This is a genomic window from Campylobacter showae CC57C, from assembly GCF_000344295.2.
GTDB classification, from domain to species: Bacteria; Campylobacterota; Campylobacteria; order Campylobacterales; family Campylobacteraceae; genus Campylobacter_A; species Campylobacter_A showae_B.
Genome location: NZ_AOTD01000250.1, coordinates 21,653 through 40,390, shown reverse-complemented (window position 1 = coordinate 40,390; position 18,738 = coordinate 21,653). Strand labels below are relative to the sequence as shown.

General features: G+C 48.5%; 23 protein-coding genes. 1 reads left to right on the top strand and 22 read right to left on the bottom strand.

Annotated elements, in window-relative coordinates:
• Positions 1–51: 51 nt before the first annotated feature.
• On the top strand, positions 52–714 hold the full coding sequence (locus H740_RS10275; protein WP_002953693.1) for a metallophosphoesterase family protein: 663 nt from the start codon (positions 52–54) through the stop codon (positions 712–714).
• Between the two features lie 74 nt (positions 715–788).
• Here H740_RS10275 and H740_RS10270 read toward each other — a convergent pair whose 3' ends face one another.
• The 22 genes from H740_RS10270 to infA form a co-directional block, all read right to left on the bottom strand.
• Positions 789–1,583 carry an undecaprenyl-diphosphate phosphatase gene (locus H740_RS10270; protein ID WP_002953692.1) on the bottom strand — a complete coding sequence of 265 codons (795 nt, stop codon included), beginning with the start codon at positions 1,581–1,583 and terminating at the stop codon, positions 789–791.
• Positions 1,583–1,759, bottom strand: coding sequence for a hypothetical protein (locus H740_RS10265; RefSeq protein WP_231679356.1), 177 nt, complete (start codon positions 1,757–1,759; stop codon positions 1,583–1,585). Before H740_RS10265 ends, H740_RS10270 begins: the two co-directional genes overlap by 1 nt.
• A gap of 130 nt (positions 1,760–1,889) precedes the next feature.
• Positions 1,890–3,803, bottom strand: a complete 1,914-nt coding sequence (gene tkt, locus H740_RS10260) for a transketolase (RefSeq protein WP_002953690.1) — start codon at positions 3,801–3,803, stop codon at positions 1,890–1,892.
• A gap of 48 nt (positions 3,804–3,851) precedes the next feature.
• The gene (locus H740_RS10255; RefSeq protein WP_002953689.1) at positions 3,852–4,715 is read right to left on the bottom strand and encodes a hypothetical protein; all 864 of its coding nucleotides are present in this window, start codon (positions 4,713–4,715) and stop codon (positions 3,852–3,854) included.
• An 89-nt stretch (positions 4,716–4,804) separates the two neighbouring features.
• Positions 4,805–4,966, bottom strand: coding sequence for a hypothetical protein (locus H740_RS12290; RefSeq protein ID WP_231679355.1), 162 nt, complete (start codon positions 4,964–4,966; stop codon positions 4,805–4,807).
• A gap of 20 nt (positions 4,967–4,986) precedes the next feature.
• Complete coding sequence (locus H740_RS10250) at positions 4,987–6,075, bottom strand: hypothetical protein (RefSeq protein ID WP_002953688.1); 1,089 nt, start codon at positions 6,073–6,075, stop codon at positions 4,987–4,989.
• A gap of 150 nt (positions 6,076–6,225) precedes the next feature.
• Complete coding sequence (locus H740_RS10245) at positions 6,226–7,476, bottom strand: hypothetical protein (protein WP_002953687.1); 1,251 nt, start codon at positions 7,474–7,476, stop codon at positions 6,226–6,228.
• Between the two features lie 207 nt (positions 7,477–7,683).
• Positions 7,684–8,523: a polyprenyl synthetase family protein gene (locus H740_RS10240; RefSeq protein ID WP_034957988.1), complete on the bottom strand. Its 840-nt coding sequence runs from the start codon at positions 8,521–8,523 to the stop codon at positions 7,684–7,686.
• A 429-nt stretch (positions 8,524–8,952) separates the two neighbouring features.
• Positions 8,953–10,371, bottom strand: coding sequence for a PDZ domain-containing protein (locus H740_RS10235; RefSeq protein ID WP_002953685.1), 1,419 nt, complete (start codon positions 10,369–10,371; stop codon positions 8,953–8,955).
• Positions 10,368–10,685, bottom strand: coding sequence for a YbaB/EbfC family nucleoid-associated protein (locus H740_RS10230; RefSeq protein WP_002947064.1), 318 nt, complete (start codon positions 10,683–10,685; stop codon positions 10,368–10,370). Before H740_RS10230 ends, H740_RS10235 begins: the two co-directional genes overlap by 4 nt.
• Before the next feature lie 393 nt (positions 10,686–11,078).
• Positions 11,079–11,855, bottom strand: a complete 777-nt coding sequence (locus H740_RS10225) for an EFR1 family ferrodoxin (protein WP_002953684.1) — start codon at positions 11,853–11,855, stop codon at positions 11,079–11,081.
• 245 nt (positions 11,856–12,100) lie between these two features.
• Positions 12,101–12,448, bottom strand: coding sequence for an aspartate 1-decarboxylase (panD, locus tag H740_RS10220; protein ID WP_002953683.1), 348 nt, complete (start codon positions 12,446–12,448; stop codon positions 12,101–12,103).
• A gap of 271 nt (positions 12,449–12,719) precedes the next feature.
• Entirely contained in the window at positions 12,720–14,012 is a 1,293-nt protein-coding gene (locus tag H740_RS10210) for a UDP-N-acetylmuramoyl-L-alanyl-D-glutamate--2,6-diaminopimelate ligase (protein ID WP_002953681.1), read from the bottom strand.
• On the bottom strand, positions 13,996–14,541 hold the full coding sequence (locus tag H740_RS10205; RefSeq protein ID WP_002953680.1) for a hypothetical protein: 546 nt from the start codon (positions 14,539–14,541) through the stop codon (positions 13,996–13,998). The genes H740_RS10210 and H740_RS10205 overlap by 17 nt, the downstream gene beginning before the upstream one ends.
• On the bottom strand, positions 14,534–14,803 hold the full coding sequence (locus H740_RS10200; protein ID WP_002947081.1) for a NifU family protein: 270 nt from the start codon (positions 14,801–14,803) through the stop codon (positions 14,534–14,536). The genes H740_RS10205 and H740_RS10200 overlap by 8 nt, the downstream gene beginning before the upstream one ends.
• A gap of 507 nt (positions 14,804–15,310) precedes the next feature.
• Positions 15,311–15,667 carry a 50S ribosomal protein L17 gene (gene rplQ, locus H740_RS10195; protein ID WP_002953679.1) on the bottom strand — a complete coding sequence of 119 codons (357 nt, stop codon included), beginning with the start codon at positions 15,665–15,667 and terminating at the stop codon, positions 15,311–15,313.
• An 11-nt stretch (positions 15,668–15,678) separates the two neighbouring features.
• Positions 15,679–16,692 (bottom strand): DNA-directed RNA polymerase subunit alpha, encoded by a 1,014-nt coding sequence (locus H740_RS10190; RefSeq protein WP_002953678.1) that lies wholly within the window; start codon positions 16,690–16,692, stop codon positions 15,679–15,681.
• 14 nt (positions 16,693–16,706) lie between these two features.
• Complete coding sequence (rpsD, locus tag H740_RS10185; RefSeq protein WP_002953677.1) at positions 16,707–17,333, bottom strand: 30S ribosomal protein S4; 627 nt, start codon at positions 17,331–17,333, stop codon at positions 16,707–16,709.
• Positions 17,334–17,355: 22 nt separating this feature from the next.
• Complete coding sequence (rpsK, locus tag H740_RS10180; RefSeq protein WP_002947090.1) at positions 17,356–17,748, bottom strand: 30S ribosomal protein S11; 393 nt, start codon at positions 17,746–17,748, stop codon at positions 17,356–17,358.
• 9 nt (positions 17,749–17,757) lie between these two features.
• Entirely contained in the window at positions 17,758–18,126 is a 369-nt protein-coding gene (rpsM, locus tag H740_RS10175) for a 30S ribosomal protein S13 (protein WP_002953676.1), read from the bottom strand.
• Between the two features lie 3 nt (positions 18,127–18,129).
• Positions 18,130–18,243: a 50S ribosomal protein L36 gene (gene rpmJ / locus H740_RS11585; protein WP_002947091.1), complete on the bottom strand. Its 114-nt coding sequence runs from the start codon at positions 18,241–18,243 to the stop codon at positions 18,130–18,132.
• 156 nt (positions 18,244–18,399) lie between these two features.
• Positions 18,400–18,618, bottom strand: a complete 219-nt coding sequence (gene infA / locus H740_RS10170; RefSeq protein WP_002943098.1) for a translation initiation factor IF-1 — start codon at positions 18,616–18,618, stop codon at positions 18,400–18,402.
• Positions 18,619–18,738 lie beyond the last annotated feature (120 nt).

Below are 18,738 nucleotides of genomic sequence, written 5' to 3'. Positions count from 1 at the left end.
CATGGAGATAAAAAGCGGCGAGAAATTTGAAGTGGATTTAAAGGAGCAAAAATGATTTATTTTACCTCCGATTTGCATTTCGGACATAGCAATATCATGAGATTTCATCCGTGCTTTAGGCCTTTTTCTAGCATAGAGGCGATGGATAGGGCGCTTATTGGCCTTTGGAACGAGAGGGTAAATCCCTGTGACACGGTTTATAACATAGGAGATATTAGCTTTCATAAGGATATGCAGACCAATATATCCATCTTTAGCAAGCTAAACGGCAAGCACGTCCTAGTGCTAGGCAATCACGATGAAGCGATAAAAAAGCATAAAGACGAGCTACTATCTATAAAAAAACAAGACGGCAACACGCTGTTTGATGAAATTTGCGAATACAAAGAGATAACGGTGCAGCACGGGCAGGATAAATTTCGCCTCACGCTCTTTCACTATCCGCTAGCCGAGTGGAACGCAGGTCACCACGGCTCTATCCAGCTCTACGGCCACATCCACGCAAATATCGCAAACGTAAAAGGCAAGGCGCTAAACGTTGGCTACGACCTGCACGGCAAGATTTTGAGCTTTGAGGAAATTTACGATTTCGTTAAAGACCTGCCGCCGTTTGAACATAGCAAACACAGGATGTTTAGCGAAGAAGATAGCGTAGAGAGTAGAAGCGCAAGGATAAAAGAGGTTTTGGAAAAGCTAAATTTTGACCGGTCTTAGTCAAATTTGCGCTTTGGATTTACAAAGCGAATTTGGGCTTCAAATCTTAAATTTGAGCCCAAATTTAGCTATTTTCATAAAAACATCACAAACAAAAACACGCCCAAAATCATGCGGTAAATCACGAACGGTAGCATGCTCACGCGCGCGATCAGCGCCATAAACAGCCGCACGCAAAGATACGCGCTAAGGCCGCTAACCGCTGCGCCGATAGCAAGGTCGCTCCAAGGCAGCGCGTCCGGGGTTTTTATCAGCTTTACCGCCTCGAGTCCGCCTGCTAGTACGATAACCGGGATCGAGAGCAAAAACGAGAAATTCGCGCTTGCGCTGTGACTAAAGCCAAGCATCAGCGCCGCCGTCATCGTCACGCCCGAGCGCGAAACGCCCGGTATCAGCGCGATCGCCTGCGCTAGACCTACGATGAGAGCGAGCTTGATCGTCATTTCGTATTCGGTTTTTAGGCCTGATTTTTTATCCGCGACGTAGAGCGCGATACCAAAGATTATCGTCATCGCCGCGATCACGAGCCCGCTTCTAGCGTACTGCTCGATGGCGTCGTTAAACGCTAGGCCAAAAAGCCCCACCGGCACGGTCGCAAAGCCGACCGACCACACGAGCGTGCTGTCGCCGACCTTCTCGCGCCGCGCGATAGACGCGAAAAAATCTCGCACGAGCCCAGCAAGTCTGTCTTTGAAATAAAAAAGTATCGCCACTAGCGTGCCTACGTGAACGGCCACGTCAAAGGCAAGCCCCTGATCCGCCCAGCCAAGCAGCTTTGGCACGAGTACGAGATGCGCCGAGCTAGAGATCGGTAAAAACTCGCTAATGCCCTGAACTAGGGCCAAAACTATGATATGCGAAAGCTCCATCACGCGGCCTTTTGGTTAAATTTAAACGAATTTTGTGCGCTAAATTTGATTTTATCTCGGGTACAAATTTGCTCATTCACGCCTTTTTGAGCGTCAAATTTTCCCGCGCCGCGAGCTAAATTTAAGATGAAATTTTTGTCGGCGAATCGCCCTGTTTTTTGCCTATATATTTGCAATCTTTCCCTTTTTAAATTTTGATTTTTCCGCGAGCAAGCCGCATAAATTTGATGCGGGTCTCGCCCGGCATGAGTTCTCAAATTTGACGCCTCCAGCTCAAGCTAAAACCGTCAAATTTAAAGCTAGATTTTACTTCGCCAACTCTTGCGCAAATTCCGCGATCTTTTCAGGCGTGAAGCCGAAGTATTCGAACAATGCGCCCGCCTTGCCACTCTCGCCAAAGCTCTTCATCGAGTAGATCTCGTCAGCAAATTTATACCACTCCAGCGCGCTTGCGGCTTCGACGGCGATGACCTTGGTCGCTGGATCTATGATCTGATCTACGTACTCGCGCGGCTGCTCGCAAAGCAGGTCGAAGCACGGAGCAGAGACGACGTTCGCGCCGATACCGCGAGCGGCTAAAATTTCAGCCGCTTTAACGCAAAGCTCGACTTCGCTGCCGCTGGCTATTAGCGTGATTTTGGCGTTTTGCGCGCGTTTTAGTAGATAAGCGCCATTTTCTACGCCGCCAAATTCGCCCTTTTCAAGCGGAGCGAGGCCTTGGCGGCTAAGCACAAAGGCGCTTGGAGCGCGTAAATTTAGCGCAGCTTTCCAGCAAAGCGCATTTTCGTTGCCGTCGGCTGGACGGAATGTGTAGAAATTCGGCATCGCGCGCAATGTGCTAAGCTGCTCGATAGGCTGATGCGTCGGGCCGTCCTCGCCAACGCCGATGCTGTCGTGCGTAAAGATAAAAAAGTGCCTGATGCTCATCAGTGCAGCGATACGCGCGGACGGCTTTAGGTAGTCGCTAAAGATAAAAAACGTCGCGCTAAACGGCAAGAAAAGCCCGTATCTAGCGACCGCGTTGTTTATCGCAGCCATAGCGTGCTCACGGATACCGTAGTGGATGTTGCGACCGTTAGGGAAGTCGCCCATGCCTTTTAGCTCGGTTTTGTTTGACGGCGCCAAGTCCGCGCTACCACCGATAAAGCCAGGCATCGCGCGCGCGATCTCGTTCATGATGACGCCGTTGCTATCGCGCGTGGCTAGCTTTTTGCCGCTAAAATCAGGGAAATTTATCTTGCTAAAATCTGGATTTAGCAGCGCGTTTAGCATATTTTTGCTCTCGGCGCTTAAATTTTGCACTTTTTGATTCCACTGAGCTTCGGCTAGGTCGCCCTTTTCTAGCGCGGCGCGGAAGCGAATCAGCACATCCTCGTCGATGGCAAATTTGCGCTCAGGATCAAAGCCGGCTGCGATTTTAGCAGCCTTTATGATCTCCTCGCCAAGCGGCGCGCCGTGGCTATGATGGCTACCCTCTAGCTCGCCTGCACCCTTTGCGATGCGAGTGTTTGCGATGATGAGATACGGGCGCTCTTTTTCGGCGGCTTGCTCTAGCGCAAACTCGATCTGATCGTAATCGTGGCCGTCTATGCGCGCGACGTCCCAACCCTGCGCCTCAAACCTCGCCTTCACGTCCTCGCTCCAAGCGATACTCGTGTCGCCCTCGATCGTGATGTTGTTGGAGTCGTAGATCAGCACGAGGTTGTCTAGGTGTAGGTTGCCCGCGACCGCACAGGCCTCGTAGCTGATGCCCTCCTGCAAGTCTCCGTCGCCGCAGAGGCAGTAAATTTTATGATCGATGACGGCGTTTTCAGGCTCGTTTAGCAGATTGGCCGCATATTTTGCCGCCATAGCAAAGCCCACCGCGTTTGCCACGCCCTGCCCTAGCGGTCCGGTCGCAACCTCTACGCCTTTGGTGTGGATCTCCGGGTGGCCCGGGGTTTTGGAGCCCAGCTGGCGGAAGTTTCTTAGATCCTCAAGGCTAAGATCGTAGCCGCTAAGATGCAAAAAGCTATACACGAGCGAACTTGCGTGACCGCCGCTAAACACGAGCCTGTCGCGGTTTAGCCAGTTTGGATTTTTAGGATTGTGATTTAGAAATTTAGCCAGCACGACCATGACGTCCGCTAGCCCCATCGGCGCGCCCGGATGCCCGCTGTTTGCCTGCTGCACCATATCAGCGCACAAAAACCTTATCGTATCAGCCATCTTTTTTAGCATTTTTTCTCCTTAGTTTTTATGCGATTATACGAAAATTCGGCTTAAATTTTACGCTTTTAACGCCGCCGTAAATTTTAAAAACTCGGCGAAATTTTCTTTTTTATCTTTTAGCTCAAAAGGTATCTTATGCTCTTTTTCGCCGATTATTACGGCGTCTTCTTTTACTTCGATTTGTGTGTCCCTGATTTCGTTCCATAGGCTAAAAATGGGCTCTTCCATCAGCTCGCGGCTAATAAGTCCGCGCTCGTCCAGTATCACGCCGTAAGGCTTACCAAAAAGCGAGCGGTCAAGGCTGTGAAGCATCGGCGAGACGGGCTTAAAGACGCTAAGCGATTTTGATAGCAGCTTCGTCTCGTCAAGCGGCGTTTTTAGCGCTTCGCCCAGCTCAAGCTCCAAAATTTTATCCGCGATCGTGCGCTCCTCGGCTTTAACGCCCTCCTCGAAAACCGTCTGTAAGACCGCTTTTAGCGCCCTTTTCATCGCCGCTTTCATCTCGTCCTCGATTTCAAATTCGCATTTTTCCAGCTCTTGCCACGCGAGATTTTCCAGCTCGTTTTGCAGATACTTACCGAGCCTAAACGCCGCCGCTACCTCGTCTACGTTTACAGCCGACGCGTCAAATTTAACCAAAAGATGCCGACTCGTGAGCAAAACCCCTATGCTTTTTCGCCCGATCATCTGCGCATGCACGCCGATAAACGCGAGCGGTCGGGCACCATAAAATTTAGGCGTTTTGCTATAATCAACGCCCTTTTGCAACCCTAGGCTTTTATCTAAAATTTGCTCCACCGCCTTTGCGAAAACCTCGTCCGCATCGTCCCAAACGGGGTGTTTTGCGCCATTGCCGTTTAGAAATAAAACATTTTGCGTATTTTCGTCGAAAGAGAGTAAAATTTCATCCAAACTTTTCACGTTTTCTCCTAAATTTTATTTAAAAACCATACTCCGCCGCGCAGCCAAACATCATCGCGTCGCCGCTTGAAATTTGAACGATATAGGGCTCATTCACGAGACGGTTCGCACTTTTCGTAAAACCACTCGAGCGTCTCGTTTAGCTTAAACTCACCGCCGTCTAAAAAATACTGCTTGCTACTTTTGATCGCGTTTTCGCCCGCGGCTACGTAGTCGCCGATGAATCCGCGGTCCATAACGTCGCGCGCCAAGATGTCTGGTTCAAAGACGTTTACCGTCTTTTGCGTTTCGCGCCATTTGCCGCTCTCATCGGGCTCGCGAAGCGCCGAAGATACGTTTTTCCCGCCTCGTCGTAGGCGTAGACGTACTCGCGCCGCTCGCCATCAGACATCTCGCGATTTTTTATCAGGTTGCCACGCGCGTCGTAGCTAAGCTCGTTTTCAAACACAACCCCCCAGCGCTGCGACTCCCCCTGCCAAAACGACGATGCGGAGTACTTTAGCCGACCTTGCTCGGTCTCCTCGCGCACGTCTTTGTAGCAGCCGTTCCACTCGCTCTTTGCGGCGTCCCAGCGGCATCTAAGATCGGTAAAACGCCTAAACTCTGGCTCTATTTTTTGTACCGTCCTCTCCTGCGGCTGCCACGCGTCCTGGCTCCACGTAAAATTTATCTCAGTACGCACTCCGTCCGCAGCCGTAAAGGCCGCATGCTTCGTCTGCGGCACCCATTTGCCCTGCCACTTATAGCCCTCGGAGCTAGCATAAACGTCGCCCTTGTAGCGATATATCGATTTTTCGTACGGCGTCCATTTTTTGGCCTTGGCACTCCACTCAAAGGTCGCTACGAGCGTGGTTTTGTGGTTTTCGTCATAAAGTCTTTTGATTAGATATGTCGGCGTCCATTTGCCGTTTTTTAGGGTGAAATTTTGAGAGATTTCCGTCGCGCCGGAACGCTTTTCGACGGTTTTTTGACCTTGATTTAGCTTGCCGTTTTGGCCGCGCGTATCAATAAAAATAAACGCGCCGTCCTTTGTCCTCTCTGTTTTTGAGAACCCTGCTTTGCGCCATTTTTCGGCGCCAAAGTCCCAATCGTACTCAGTGCTGCCTATCTCGCGCTCGCCTCTTTCGTCAAATTTGACAATGCTTTTCGTCCTGCGCCTGCCCTCATCGCTGATTTCGTCGTAGATTTTTTCTAGTACGCGAGCCTTCGCGTCGTAAGCTTGGCTCGTTTCGTATTTGTAGTGCGGCACGGCGTCGCCTTGCGTTTTATAAATAGTCTTTTTTAGGCAAATTTCCCCCGCCGCAGCTAGCGGCAAAACCCAAATCGCCGCCATCGCCGCCGCTTTCCAAAAAAGTCTCACATTTGCTCCTTTTTAAATTTAGCCACCCAAAAGGCGTCAAATTTGATGCGAAAGCAAAATTTAACGAGCTAAATTTGACGCTCGGGCGCTCATTAAATTTGACCAAATCCAAAGCGTCAAATTTACCGCAGTTGGGCCGCTAGCAAAAGATCATTTGACCCTTTTATATTTCCACGTCTGCTCTGAAGCGAGCTTAAATTTACCGTCCGCCGCGACAAATTGCTTAAAGCTAGTCACCGCGTATCTGCTAGGCATCTCAAAGGACATCAGCGAGCCGCCGTGTCCGACGTCGTCGGCTAGTATATGCGGATCAAAGGTCGTTTCTAGGCGCTTATTTTGCACCCATCTTTTGCCGTTTTCGTCGCTAACTAGCTCATAGATATCCACACTCACGTTATCGCCGCGCTCGTTGTAGCCGTAGACGAACTTCTCGCTGCCGTCCATCGTGTCGTATCGCTGCGTTAGCAGACGCTCGCCGGTCTTGTCGTAGATGCTGCGGTTGGAGTACTCCTGCTTCCACTCTTTGCGCTCTTTATCCCACAAAAACGCCGCCGTTTCAAAGCCCGCGCCCTCTACGACCGAGACGCTTTTGCTGTTGTTTTCCCATGCGTTTTGCTTGGCGTTCCAGATGAGATTTATCGTCACATCTTTGCCGCTAGAGGCGTCATAGTCGTGCTTTGACATCTCGTCATAGCGCCACGCGCTGTCCTCAAACACGCTTCTTACCTGCTCATATTTGCCCTTCACATCGCCCGCAACAGTACTTCTTTCGCGGTTTTGCCACGCGCCGTTTTCGTAGTCCCAGCTCTCATAGCCGCGTGTCTGTCCGTCCGCGCCGTAGAGCAGCTGAGTTTTTGACTTAGGCTGCCATCTTTTGCCGTCCCAGACGCTAAGCACGATGAGCTCGTTCTCGCCGTATGCGTTCTCGATGGTTTTGGTTAGCGTAGCTTTTTGCCATTTGCCCTTTACCAGCTCGTATCTGATCTCCTCGCTAGCGTTTTTTAGGTATTTTGTGATGATTTTGCTAGCATTTTCCGGCACGCCTCTGATAAACGAACTAGACTCCTGCGTGAGGACGCCTTTTTTATAGTCGGCTTTGTATTCGGTTACTTTGATCCATTTTTTTGCGGCAAAATCATAGCTATAGGCTTCAAATTTCGTCATCTCGCCGGCTTTGTTGTAGTAGCTGATCTCTTTATGTTTGCCCTTTAGGCCGTCTGCGAGCTCGGAGCTGCTAACTAGCTCTAGGCGGCGAGCCTTGGCGTCGTAGCTTTGCTTGGTTTCATAGCTAGAAGTCGGCTCCTCAAAAGTTTTTTGCGCGGTGCTAGCTAGCATGTAGTCGTACTCTTTGGCAAACGCCGCCGCACACAAAAGCGCAAGCGATAAGACTATTTTTTTCATTATCTCTCCTTTTGATGAATTTAAAAGATTATAGCATAAAAAGGACGCCGAATTTTGCCGAATTTACGGCGGGATCGGCACGGTTTGCGCGATAGTTTATTTATACCTAGCGGATAGAGTTTTGTAGTTAAGGATAAAATTTGCGAAATTTGACGGCAAATTTAACTGCTCAAATTTGACCGACCAAAACGCAAATTTAAGCTAAATTTACCGCAGATGCTTGTCGATGAGGCCCGTTACGATAGCGCGGATACCAGCATGCACGCTGCCTAGCTCGCGCTCTATCTTTGCGATGAGCTCGTTTTTAGCCTGCACCGCGCCCTCCACGCCAAGAAGGTTGGTAAATGAGTTTTTCGCGCCGTCGTTATGCGTCGGCTTGCCTGCCGTTTCGGCGCTTTGCGTCGCGTCGATGATGTCGTCTGCGATCTGAAACGCCAGCCCTAGATCAAGCCCGATGTCGTATATGCGCATAGCCTCCGTCTCGTCTAGTCCAGCCACGACGCAGCCTGCCTGCAAGCTCGCCGCGATGAGGCGCGCGGTCTTGTGGATATGCAAGAATTTTAGCTCTTCAAGCCCTAGTTTTTGATTCTCGAAATAACAATCCACCGCCTGCCCAAGCGCCATGCCGTAGATGCCTGCGTTTCGGCTTAGGATCTCGACGCACTTTATGCGCGCGTCCGCGTCTAGCGGAGCCCTTGCTATCTGATAAAAGGCATGAGTGTTTAGCGCGTCACCCGCTAAAATCGCCGTGACTTCGTCAAATTTAACGTGCAAACTAGGCTGTCCGCGGCGCAGATCCGAGTCGTCCATCGCGGGCAGATCGTCGTGGATGAGCGAGTAGCTGTGCATCGTCTCAAATGCCAGCGCGACGTGAAACGCCGCCTCTTTGCGCTCGGGGCGCACCGCCGCTACGACGCCTGCGACTAGCATCGCGCGAAAGTGCTTGCCGCCTGATTTTAGCGTATATGAAAGCGCCTCGTCAAAGCACGGATGAAAGCTAGGCGAGCTTGGCAAATGTGCGCTCAAAAACGCCTTAAACTCGGCCAAAAGCGCGTCCTGATCGGCGACGCTAAGAGCGGTTTGGTTTGCATTTGGCTGTAAATTTGTGCCCGAGGTAAAACACGAGCCTTTTGTTGCGTTTAGCGAGATCAAATTTGATCGGTTTTTCAGGCTTTGAGTCGGATTTTCGGAGCTAGTTTTGGCTTTGGTCGAGTTTAAAATTTGAGAGCAATTTTGAGACGAGCTCGCGCACGAACTGCGAGCTAAAATTTGATCATTCGGCAGCGCCTGCGACTCACTCAAATTTGACGATTTCGCCGCGCTTTGAAGGCAAATTTGATCATTGCCGCTAAATTTTGATTTTACCGCTAAATTTTGATTTTGCATCTATTCTCCGTTTTATTTTTACCGACTGGTCGGGCGCAGGCTAAATTTCTCAAATTTAGCCTGCAAAGGCGTCAAATTTGCCACTCGCGACTACCGCGCATTGTAAAAAAAGTCAAAGCCGTTGCGTCTAAAAAGCAAATTTTGACCGCCGCTTTTAGCGAGCAGGCTGAGCGCTTCCTTGCGGTTTGAGACCGTTTTTTGCCCCACTTGTATCAGCTTGTCGCCGACTCTGACGCCAAATTTGGCCGCACCCGAGTTCGCGTCGACGCTTTTTACCGTTAGCTTCTCGTCAAATGTCATGCCGTAGAGCTTTTGCACGCTCGCGGCATCGCTGCTTTGCGGTATGGACTGAGGTTTTGCGTCGCTAGCAGAGGCCTTTTTATCCGCTTTCGTCGGCGCTTTTTGCTCTTTTTTGGCCGCGTCGTCAGAGACCGCCACGCCAAATTTCAAAACCTCGTCGCCGCGCTTGATCTCAAATTTGAGCCGCTCGCCCTTTTTGGCGAACAAAATCCTCTCGTTTAGCTCGCGCAAGCTCTCAAATTTCTCACCGTTTACGCTTAAAATTTCATCACCCACCATTAGTGCCGCGCCGCGTCCGAGCGGATCGACGCTCTTTACGTAGAGCTTGCCGTCTCGCTCCTCAAAGACCGCACCCACGTCTCCGTAGTCCACGTCTTTATACGCCGCAAAGTGCCGTAGATAACGGCTCGGGACAAATTTATCCCCGCCCACTGCGATACCGCGTAACTTGCAGCACGGACTTAGCACGGCGCCCGTGCCGTTTACGTCAAACGTGAGCACGTCCAGCTCGCCTAGCGCCTGTGCCTGTGCCTTTACGTGGCCGTAAACGGTCGCGTTTAGATCGCGCGTGACGCTTACCCAGTCGCTTTTTTTCGTCGCGTTATCGTCAGACATCTTCATAGGCTCGAGTTTGGCGTCCGAGGCGACCAGATAGAGGCCCAGATATGGGTCAAATTTGACGTAGTTTTTCACGGGAATTTCGCCTTTTGGTACGGCGATTAGATTTGGCGCGATCGCGATGCCGCCGTTGCCCGCGACGTTTACCATGGCAGGCAAGTTTTTCTCAAAGCAAGCGTTAAAATCATCTTGCGTCGGGCGCGGCTCGGCTCTAAGCGACGCAGCAAATGCGCAAATCACAAAAACCGCAAAAAGTGGAGAGCAAAATTTGCGAGCTAAATTTGCCATCAAATTTGGAGCCAAATTTGTTGCTATTTTAGCATTCAGACCGGTTTTTTGCGAAATTTCACGCGGATTTAAAGAAGCGTCATATTTTACTGAACGAGCGCACGAATTTGAGCTTAAATTTACCGCGCTCTTTACGGCGCGAGCGGCGCAAATTTGACTCGCAAACGTAGCCGAATTTAAGCCCGAATTTACCGAGCCATTTTGTTTATAGGTAGCGCAAATTCGCCCTCCTCTCAAAGGCAAATTCGCTCGCGCGAGCCCCAAAAACGCATCCAAACGGCGCGAGATAGCTGCGCGTTTCATTGCCCTAGCCCCATGCCGGCAAAGCCGCCTAGCATCCTTGACGCGGCATTTTTGCGGTCGTCCTCGATCATCTTTAGCACGTCGTTTACGGCGCTGATGAGCAAGATCTGCAAGCTCTCCTTGTCCTCTAGCAAGCTATCGTCGATGCTGATATCGAGCACCTCGCCCTTGCCGTTTGCCCTAACGCTGATGAGCCCGCCGCCGCTTTTTACGCTAAATTCGCGCTTTTGACTCTCCTGCTCGATTTCTTGCGCTTTTTTTTGCGCCTCCTCGAGCATCTGTCCCATTTTTGAAAAATCGATCCCCTCAAACATAAACATCCTTTCAAAATTTCACGTTATTTTAAACCAATTTAAGCTAAATTTACTTTATTTAAAGCCTGCAATGCAAGTTTCGTTCCCGCCTTTAAAACTCGCAGCGGATGCAAGCGCGGACGGGTAAATTTAAGTCCAAAAAGCCGTCAAATTTGAGGGTAAAATTTTATTTTAATAGCCTGCGCGCATTTTGATCTGTTTTGGTTTAGCACATACGTGTTTACGGGGTTTTGGGCGCGGATTTTCTGTAAATTTGAGAAATTTACCCGAGCTAACAGGCGAAGTAAAGCGGAACTGAAAGAGCATAATGTGGCGCCAACTAAATTTGAAATCTTTTGACGAATTAAAAAGCGATAAAATAAGCCAGATCAAGACCGCCCGCGTGAGCGCGCGTCAGATATCTTTAATCTCCGCTGCGACCGATTTTTCCAGATTTTTTGCCCTTCCTAGGATCGTTATCGCCTTTTGCCTGCACTTGTTCACACATCTGTAGCAAATCGTGCAGCGCTCGCCGAATTTTGCTTTACCGTGCTCGATTTTTATATTTTGCATCGGGCAGGACTTTGCGCACTCGCCGCAGCCGCTACACCGCGCCGTATCGAGGGTCGGTTTGCGCCTGGCAAAGGGCGTTTTGTTCCAAATTTTCATCCATAGCCGCTGCCCTAAAAGCCCCGCTATACGGCATAGCACGCCTAGCCCCTCTTGCGGCGGATTACCCGCGGCAAATGCCTCCGAGGCGCGCTTTAGCTTGGCGTTTGCCTCCTTGATCAGGCGCTCGTTTTTCTGCGCCGAATAGCTAAAAATCGCAACATCGAGGATAAACGCGGGCATTCTGATGTGTGCGCCGCCCGTTATCTTCGCGCCAGCCCGTTTTAGGATCCTAGCCGCGCAGCCCGCTCCGTCGCCGCTAAAAATCTCCATCGTAGCTATGATAAAGACGTTTTTGCCGCGGAAATTCGCGCTGTTTTCGCAAATAAACTCGCGCACGATCTGCGGCAGGTCGCTAAAGTAAACGGGATAGGCCAGGATCACGTCATCGTGGTGCTTTAGTAGCTCGCCGCAGCCCTCGTCCTCTATCGAAACCGCGGGGATATCGCCGCCCAGACGCTCTATAAATCTCTCCACGCAATACTTCGTGTTGCCCGTGGAGCTGAAATAAATCGCTATCATTTTGCGAATCCTTTTAAATTCAGGCGCAAAATTTTACCCATTTTCGCCAAATTTTACCGACCGCGACAAATTTAACGCCAAACGGCGGTAAATTTAAACAAATTGCTATTTAACACGTTCGCCTTTCGTCCGCTTGCAAATGACTGTCGCGCCGCACCAGCCTAGACCTTATCGCAAATTTGACTCAGCGCCATAAAACGTAAATTTAAACGCTCCGCCGCAAAAACGGCAAATTTGGGCGTATATTATTTTACGATCTCGTTTCGCTCGTTTACCTGCACGATTTTTGGTTCGAAATCTCTTGCTTTTTTGGCGCTAAGAAGCGCGTAAGCAACGATGATGACGACGTCGCCGACGCAGACTTTGCGCGCGGCCGCGCCGTTTAGGCAGATCTCGCCCTTTTTCTCGCCGCGGATCACGTAAGTAGCGAAGCGCTCGCCGTTATTGACGTTTAGGATCTCGACTTTTTGGTATTCGCAAAGCCCCGCAGCCTCGATGAGCTCGGGTCCGATCGTGACCGAGCCCACGTAGTTTAGGTTGGCGTCCGTCACGCGCGCGCGGTGGATTTTGCTTGATAAAATTTCGATTTTCATCGGCAGTCCTTTGTGTTTTTTGGGAAAATTATACTATAAATTTAGCCGCAAAAAGCAACTTTATATAGCCGCGGCGATTCATTTTTGCTTGTTTGCTGCGATAAAATTCGGGGTTAAATTTGTGATCAAATTTGATTTTAGAGGCATTTGCGCGAGCGATGAAAACTGCGATAAATTTGACGCCGCTTGGCAGTAAAATAGAAATTTAGACGCAAACAAAGGCAAATTTTACTTGATTTACCCTTGCTTCGTCGCCGTTTCGTCCGTAAATTTAGGCGCGTCCGTCCAAAAGTTCACACACGACCTCTTTGTCGCTAAACGGATATTTTACGCCCTTGATCTCCTGATAGGTTTCGTCGCCCTTGCCTAAAATCACCAAAATTTCATCCCGTGCGAGGCTTTCAAGCGCGTATTTTATCGCCTCTTTGCGGTTTGCGATACATTTTACTCGCTCGTTCATCTCTAGGCCGCCGCAGATCTCGGCGATGATGGTTTCTGGCTCTTCGCTGCGGGGGTTGTCACTGGTGACGACGAGTCTGTGCGCATATTTTTGCGCTATCGCGCCCATTTTTGGGCGTTTGGTGCGATCCCTGTCGCCGCCGGCGCCAAAAACCGCGACGATCTTGCGGTGGCGAAGCGCGTTTAACACCTTTTCGATGCCGTCCGGAGTGTGCGCAAAGTCCACGATCACGAGCGGCTCGCGGCTCACGACCTCCATGCGCCCCCCTACGCCCTCAAATTCTGCCACGGCGCGCGCGATCTGCTCTAGCGGCCTATCCGTCAGCGTCGCGACGCAAGAGACGGCTGCGATGAGATTGTAGAGGTTAAATTCTCCGTGCAAATTTGAGCTTAGCGCCATCTGCCCGCGAGGAGTCTTTAGCGCGCAGTGGGTGCCGCCTTCTAGCGAATACTCACTCGGCGCAAAGTCCGCGTCCGCGTGGAGTGCATAGGTTAAGGCATTTGCGGGATTAAATTTGATCCCGCCGCGGTCGTCTATGTTTATGAGCTTTGGCGCGTCATCCGCGAAAAACTCGCTCTTTACGCGCGCGTACTCTTCGAACGTACCGTGGTAGTCGAGGTGGTCCTGGGTCAAATTCGTAAAGATTTTCATTGCGAAATCCAAGCTCTCGATGCGTTTTTGAGCGATGGCGTGTGAGCTAGCCTCCATCACGAAGTACTCGCAACCGCGCTCGCTAGCGGCTTTGAGGTAGCTAAGCGTGCGTAAAATTTCGCTCGTCGTTAGCGCCTTGTCGTCGATGCGTTCATTGTTTATAAAAGCGCCGCGAGTGCCACACAGTCCGCATCCGTAGCCTAAATTTAATAGCGTAGCGCAGATAAGCGCTGCGGTCGTGGTCTTGCCGTTGGTGCCCGTGATGCCGATGATCTTGATGTTCTCGTCGATGCCCAGCAACCGCTTGCACTCGGCCAAATTTATGATTTTTGCGCCCTTTGCCAGGGCATCGGCTTCAAATTTGGCGTTCGTCGCCGTTTTTACGAAACAGCAACCCGCTTCGCAAACGCTAGAGTTATCGGTGACGAAGCCCTCTTTAACGTAAATTTTCACTTTCGGCCTTTTCGTTGATTTCGCGAGCCAGCGCACTTAGCCGTTCGTCGCCGGCAAACATCACGGCCGCGGTCTCGATGTAGTTTAGCCCCATTTCGATGAAGTCGTTTTTGATAAGATTTTGCAAAAACTCGAGAAAATCGTCACGGTTGTCGATCATGACGCGCGTGGAAAACATGATATCCTCGAAGGTGCTTTTGAATCCGCCTCGCCTGACCGCATCCATAAAGTCGGCATAGCTGATGGCGTTTTGCGCCTCAAGGCTCTCATCGTCGTTAAATTTCGCCTCGAGCGCGCCCAAAATTTCCTCTAGCTCGTCCGGGCTCATACCGAGCTTGTCTTTTAGCTTAAATATCTCAAAAAGCGTCATTGCCTCGTCGCGGCGAGTTTTGGCGAGCGAACAAAGCATGATAAGGAAAAGTAGCTTTTTGTCCGGTTTTTTGTCGTAGGCGAGCGAAAAATAGCTCGCGGCGGCGTCAAATTCGCCCTTGTTAAACGCTTTTAGACCCGCCTTTTTGTAATCAATCAAATTTAACTTCCTCGCCGATAGGGATGTTTACGACCTCTAGCTCAGGGTGGATATCCATACGAAGCTGGCGCTCGATGCCGTATTTTAGCGTAGTCGAGCTAGCCGCACAACCATGGCAGTGGCCGGTAAGGCGAACGTAAATTTTGCCGTTTTTGATGCCTAGCAGCTCCATGCCTCCGCCGTCGTTTTCAAGCATAGGCAAAACCTTTTGCAGGCTGGCTTTTACGGGCTTTAGAAGCTCTTCATCGGTAAATGGGATCATTTTTAACCTTTTTCAATTTTTGAGATATTATAGCAGATAAAATTTTAAATACGCTATGAGTTTGACGTTTTGGCGGCTATTTTTGACTTGGATAAATTTGGAGCTTTAAGCGATTCTATGTATAAGTGAGTCAAATTTAAAAGATACTGGTAAAGGTTGAGAGCGAAAAACCTGCGATAGCAAAAAGGATGTGGAGCGCAATATAAAGCTCAAAATAGTTACGCGCGGTTTTTGTATATTCTCAAATTACTTTCAGATGCTACAAATTGGGTACATTAGGCTTGTTGTGCGATCAAATCTTTTAAAAAGCAAATTTATGCGTAGAATTGCATAAAATTTAAAATAAAAGTCTCCACAAAATTTATCATTTTCCGCCCATATGTAAAATTACAAACGATGTAGCAGAGAAGCAAATAAATTTAATTAAGATAAAAGCTAGAGTGGATTTTGAGATAATTGAAGGCAGATAAATTTAAAAAGAAAAAGAGAGCCGAAGCCCTCTAAAAATTATTCTTTGATTAGCTCGATATAAGCCATTTCGGCAGCATCGCCTCGGCGAATGCGAGTCTTAACGATGCGCGTATATCCGCCGTTTTTGCCTACGAATTTTGGAGCAAGCTCGGTTACTAGCTTATTCGTAGTTTCTTTATCCTGTAGGCTAGCAAAAACCGCTCTATGAGCGTTACTGTCGCCTTTTCTCGCTCTAGTGATTAGCTTTTCGATATAGCTTCTCAACTCTTTTGCCTTAGGCAAGGTCGTCTCTATCTTTTCGCTTTTGATGATAGCGATAGCTAAATTTTTAAGTAGAGCCGAGCGGTGAGCCGACGTCCTACCTAGTTTTCTGTATCCGTGACCGTGTCTCATTTATCTTCCTTTTACTCTTTTGCACTCATTTGTGATTTTAGGTCGGCGATTTTTTTCTTGAGTTGCTCTTTGCCGCCGCCTAGGTCGCCGCCGACCGGATATCCGATCTCTTGCATAACGGCTTTGATCTCTTCTAGAGATTTTTTACCTAAATTTTTAAGCTCTTTTAGCTCGTTTTCATCCATCAAAGCAAGCTCGCCGATAAATCTAATCTCAGCTTTATCAAGGCAGTTAAAGCTTCTAGCGCTCAAATTTAACTCTTCTACGCTTTGTAACAACTTCGCATGCTCGCTGCCTGAAGTTTGAGCGTTTAGGCCTGCTGATACGTCGATATTTAAAACACCTTTAAACACCGACATCTGCTGATACATCGCCTCGATCGCGTGTTTAAACGCCTCGATCGCGCCCACTTGTCCGTCCGTCGTAACCGTGAAAATAATCTTCTCATAGTCGGGATTGTCCTCGACTAGAACGTTTACTAGCTCGTAAACGGCTTTTTTAACAGGCGTAAAGAACGCGTCAAGAGCTATATAACCCTCTTCGGTGTTATCTCTTATCTCTTCGCTTGGGACGTATCCGATACCTTTTTGGATGATTACGGAAAATTTAAGCTCCGCGTCCTCGTTTATGGTCGCAAGATAAGCGCCCGGATTTACGATATCTACGACATCGTTTTTTAGATCGCCGGCTTTTATCTCTTTTGGACCTTTAAACGAATACTCAACCACTTCGCGCTCAGACTCGTTTTTTAGCTTAAAGCGGATGTTTTTTAAATTTATAATAAACTGCGCTACGTCCTCGAGCATGCCTCTCATCGAATCAAATTCGTGAGATACGCCTTCAATCTTGACGCCCGTAGCCGCAAATCCAACCGTGCTGCTATATAAAAGTCGTCTTAGCGGATGAGCCAAAGTAACCGCATAGCCCGTCTCAAACGGATACGCGGTTATTCTGGCGACATTCTCGCTTATACTCTCTACTGAAATTTCGGTAGGCATATAAGCTGATGTGGTAATTTTTCTCATCGTTATACCCCTTATTATTTCGAATAAAGCTCTACTATGAATCTTTCCTCGACAGGAATGACGACTTCTTCCCTTTCCGGAGTTCTTGTGAAAATTCCGAATTTTTTATCTTTTTCGACGTCGACCCAAGCTACGATGCCGGTTTGCGCCGTAAGATCGATCGCGCGAACGATTTGCGGATTGTTTTTAGATTTTTCGACAACCTCTACTTTAGCGCCCGCTTGGACTCTGTAAGAAGGGATATCTACTCTCTTGCCGTTTACTAAAATATGTCCGTGAGTAACTAGCTGACGAGCAAAGCGGCGAGTCGTTGCAAAGCCCATTCTGTAAACTACGTTATCCAATCTTTGCTCTAAAAGCTGTACCAAAAGCGCACCGGTATTTCCCTCGCGGCGAGCGGCCTCTTGGAATAGGCGGCGGAACTGTTTTTCGCTAATGCCGTACATAAATTTAGCTTTTTGTTTTTCGCGAAGCTGTAAGCCGTATTCGCTTATCTTGCTTCTTCTTTGTCCGTGTTGTCCTGGTGCATAATTTCTTTTTTCTAAAGCGCTTTTACCGGCAAGTCTTCTTTCGCCTTTTAACGCAAGAGACACACCAAGACGTCTTTCTAATTTTTCAACGGGTCCTCTATATCTAGCCATAATAATTCTCCTAAATTTCTAATTATACGCGGCGGCGTTTTGGCGGTCTGCAACCATTATGCGGAAGCGGAGTTATATCTTTTAAAAATGTTACTTTTATACCCTCTACCGCGCCTACGCTCTTGACTGCGGTCTCTCTACCGCTGCCAGGACCTTGTACTTTGATGCCTACTTCTTTTATGCCGTGCTCTTTCGCTTTAGTTAGAGCGTCTTCTACTGCTTGTTGGGCTGCATAAGGAGTTGATTTTTTACTTCCTTTAAAGCCTAGTCCGCCAGCACTGCTCCAAGCGATAGCATTTCCCATTTCATCGGTAACCGTTACCATAGTGTTGTTAAAAGTCGCGCTTATATAAACGATACCTTTAGCAATACTTTTTCTTACAATTTTCTTTTTAACTACTTTTCTTTTTGCCATCGCTTATCCTTATTTCGTTGCAGCGCCGACTGTTTTGCGCTTGCCTTTTCTAGTTCTAGCGTTTGTTTTAGTCTTTTGACCGCGCACCGGAAGACCTTTTCTGTGTCTTAGACCGCGGTAGCTTCCTAGGTCCATAAGAGCCTTGATGTCCATAGCGACGCTTTTTCTAAGATCGCCTTCCACTACGTGATGCTCTTGGATCTCTTTGCGTATAGCAGCGGCTTCGTCTTCGGTTAGATCGTTTACTCTTTTATCGTAAGAAATTTTGGTAGCATCCAAAATTTGACGAGATTTGTGAAGACCGATACCGTAAATATAGGTCAAACCGTATTCGATTCTCTTTTTCTTTGGTAAATCCACACCTGCGATACGTGCCATGCTTTATCCTTGTCTTTGTTTATGTTTTGGATTTTCGCAGATTATGCGAACTACGCCTTGGCGCTTGACAATTTTGCACTTGTCACACATCTTCTTTACAGAAGGACGAACTTTCATTCTAGTCTCCTAAAAATTTATTCCACTTTTAGGCTGCATCAGGTTTAACGAAATTTTAAACCAACTATTTTCAAAACAAGTGGTGGGCTTTGAAAACAATTCTTCATACAGCAATTTGTCGCAAAGGGCTGAGTATAGCCAAATTTAGCTTTTAATTTACTTATGGCGGTAAATTATCCTACCCTTATCCAGACTGTAAGGCGTTAGTTCCACCTTTACACGGTCCCCCGGCATTATTTTTATATAATGCATCCTCATCTTGCCCGCAATATGACACAAAATCACATGTTTGTTGTCGAGCTCAACTTTAAACGTTGCGTTTGGCAGCGCCTCGATGACGTTGCCGTCAATCTCTATGACGTCGTCTTTTGCCACTTAACTCCTTTTTGTTAAAATTACTTTTGCCGTTTGACGGAAGTTTGAAATTAAAATTTTAACTCACCACAAATTAAAATTTTAAAATTTACAAGTCGCACAAACAACTTGTAAATTTTA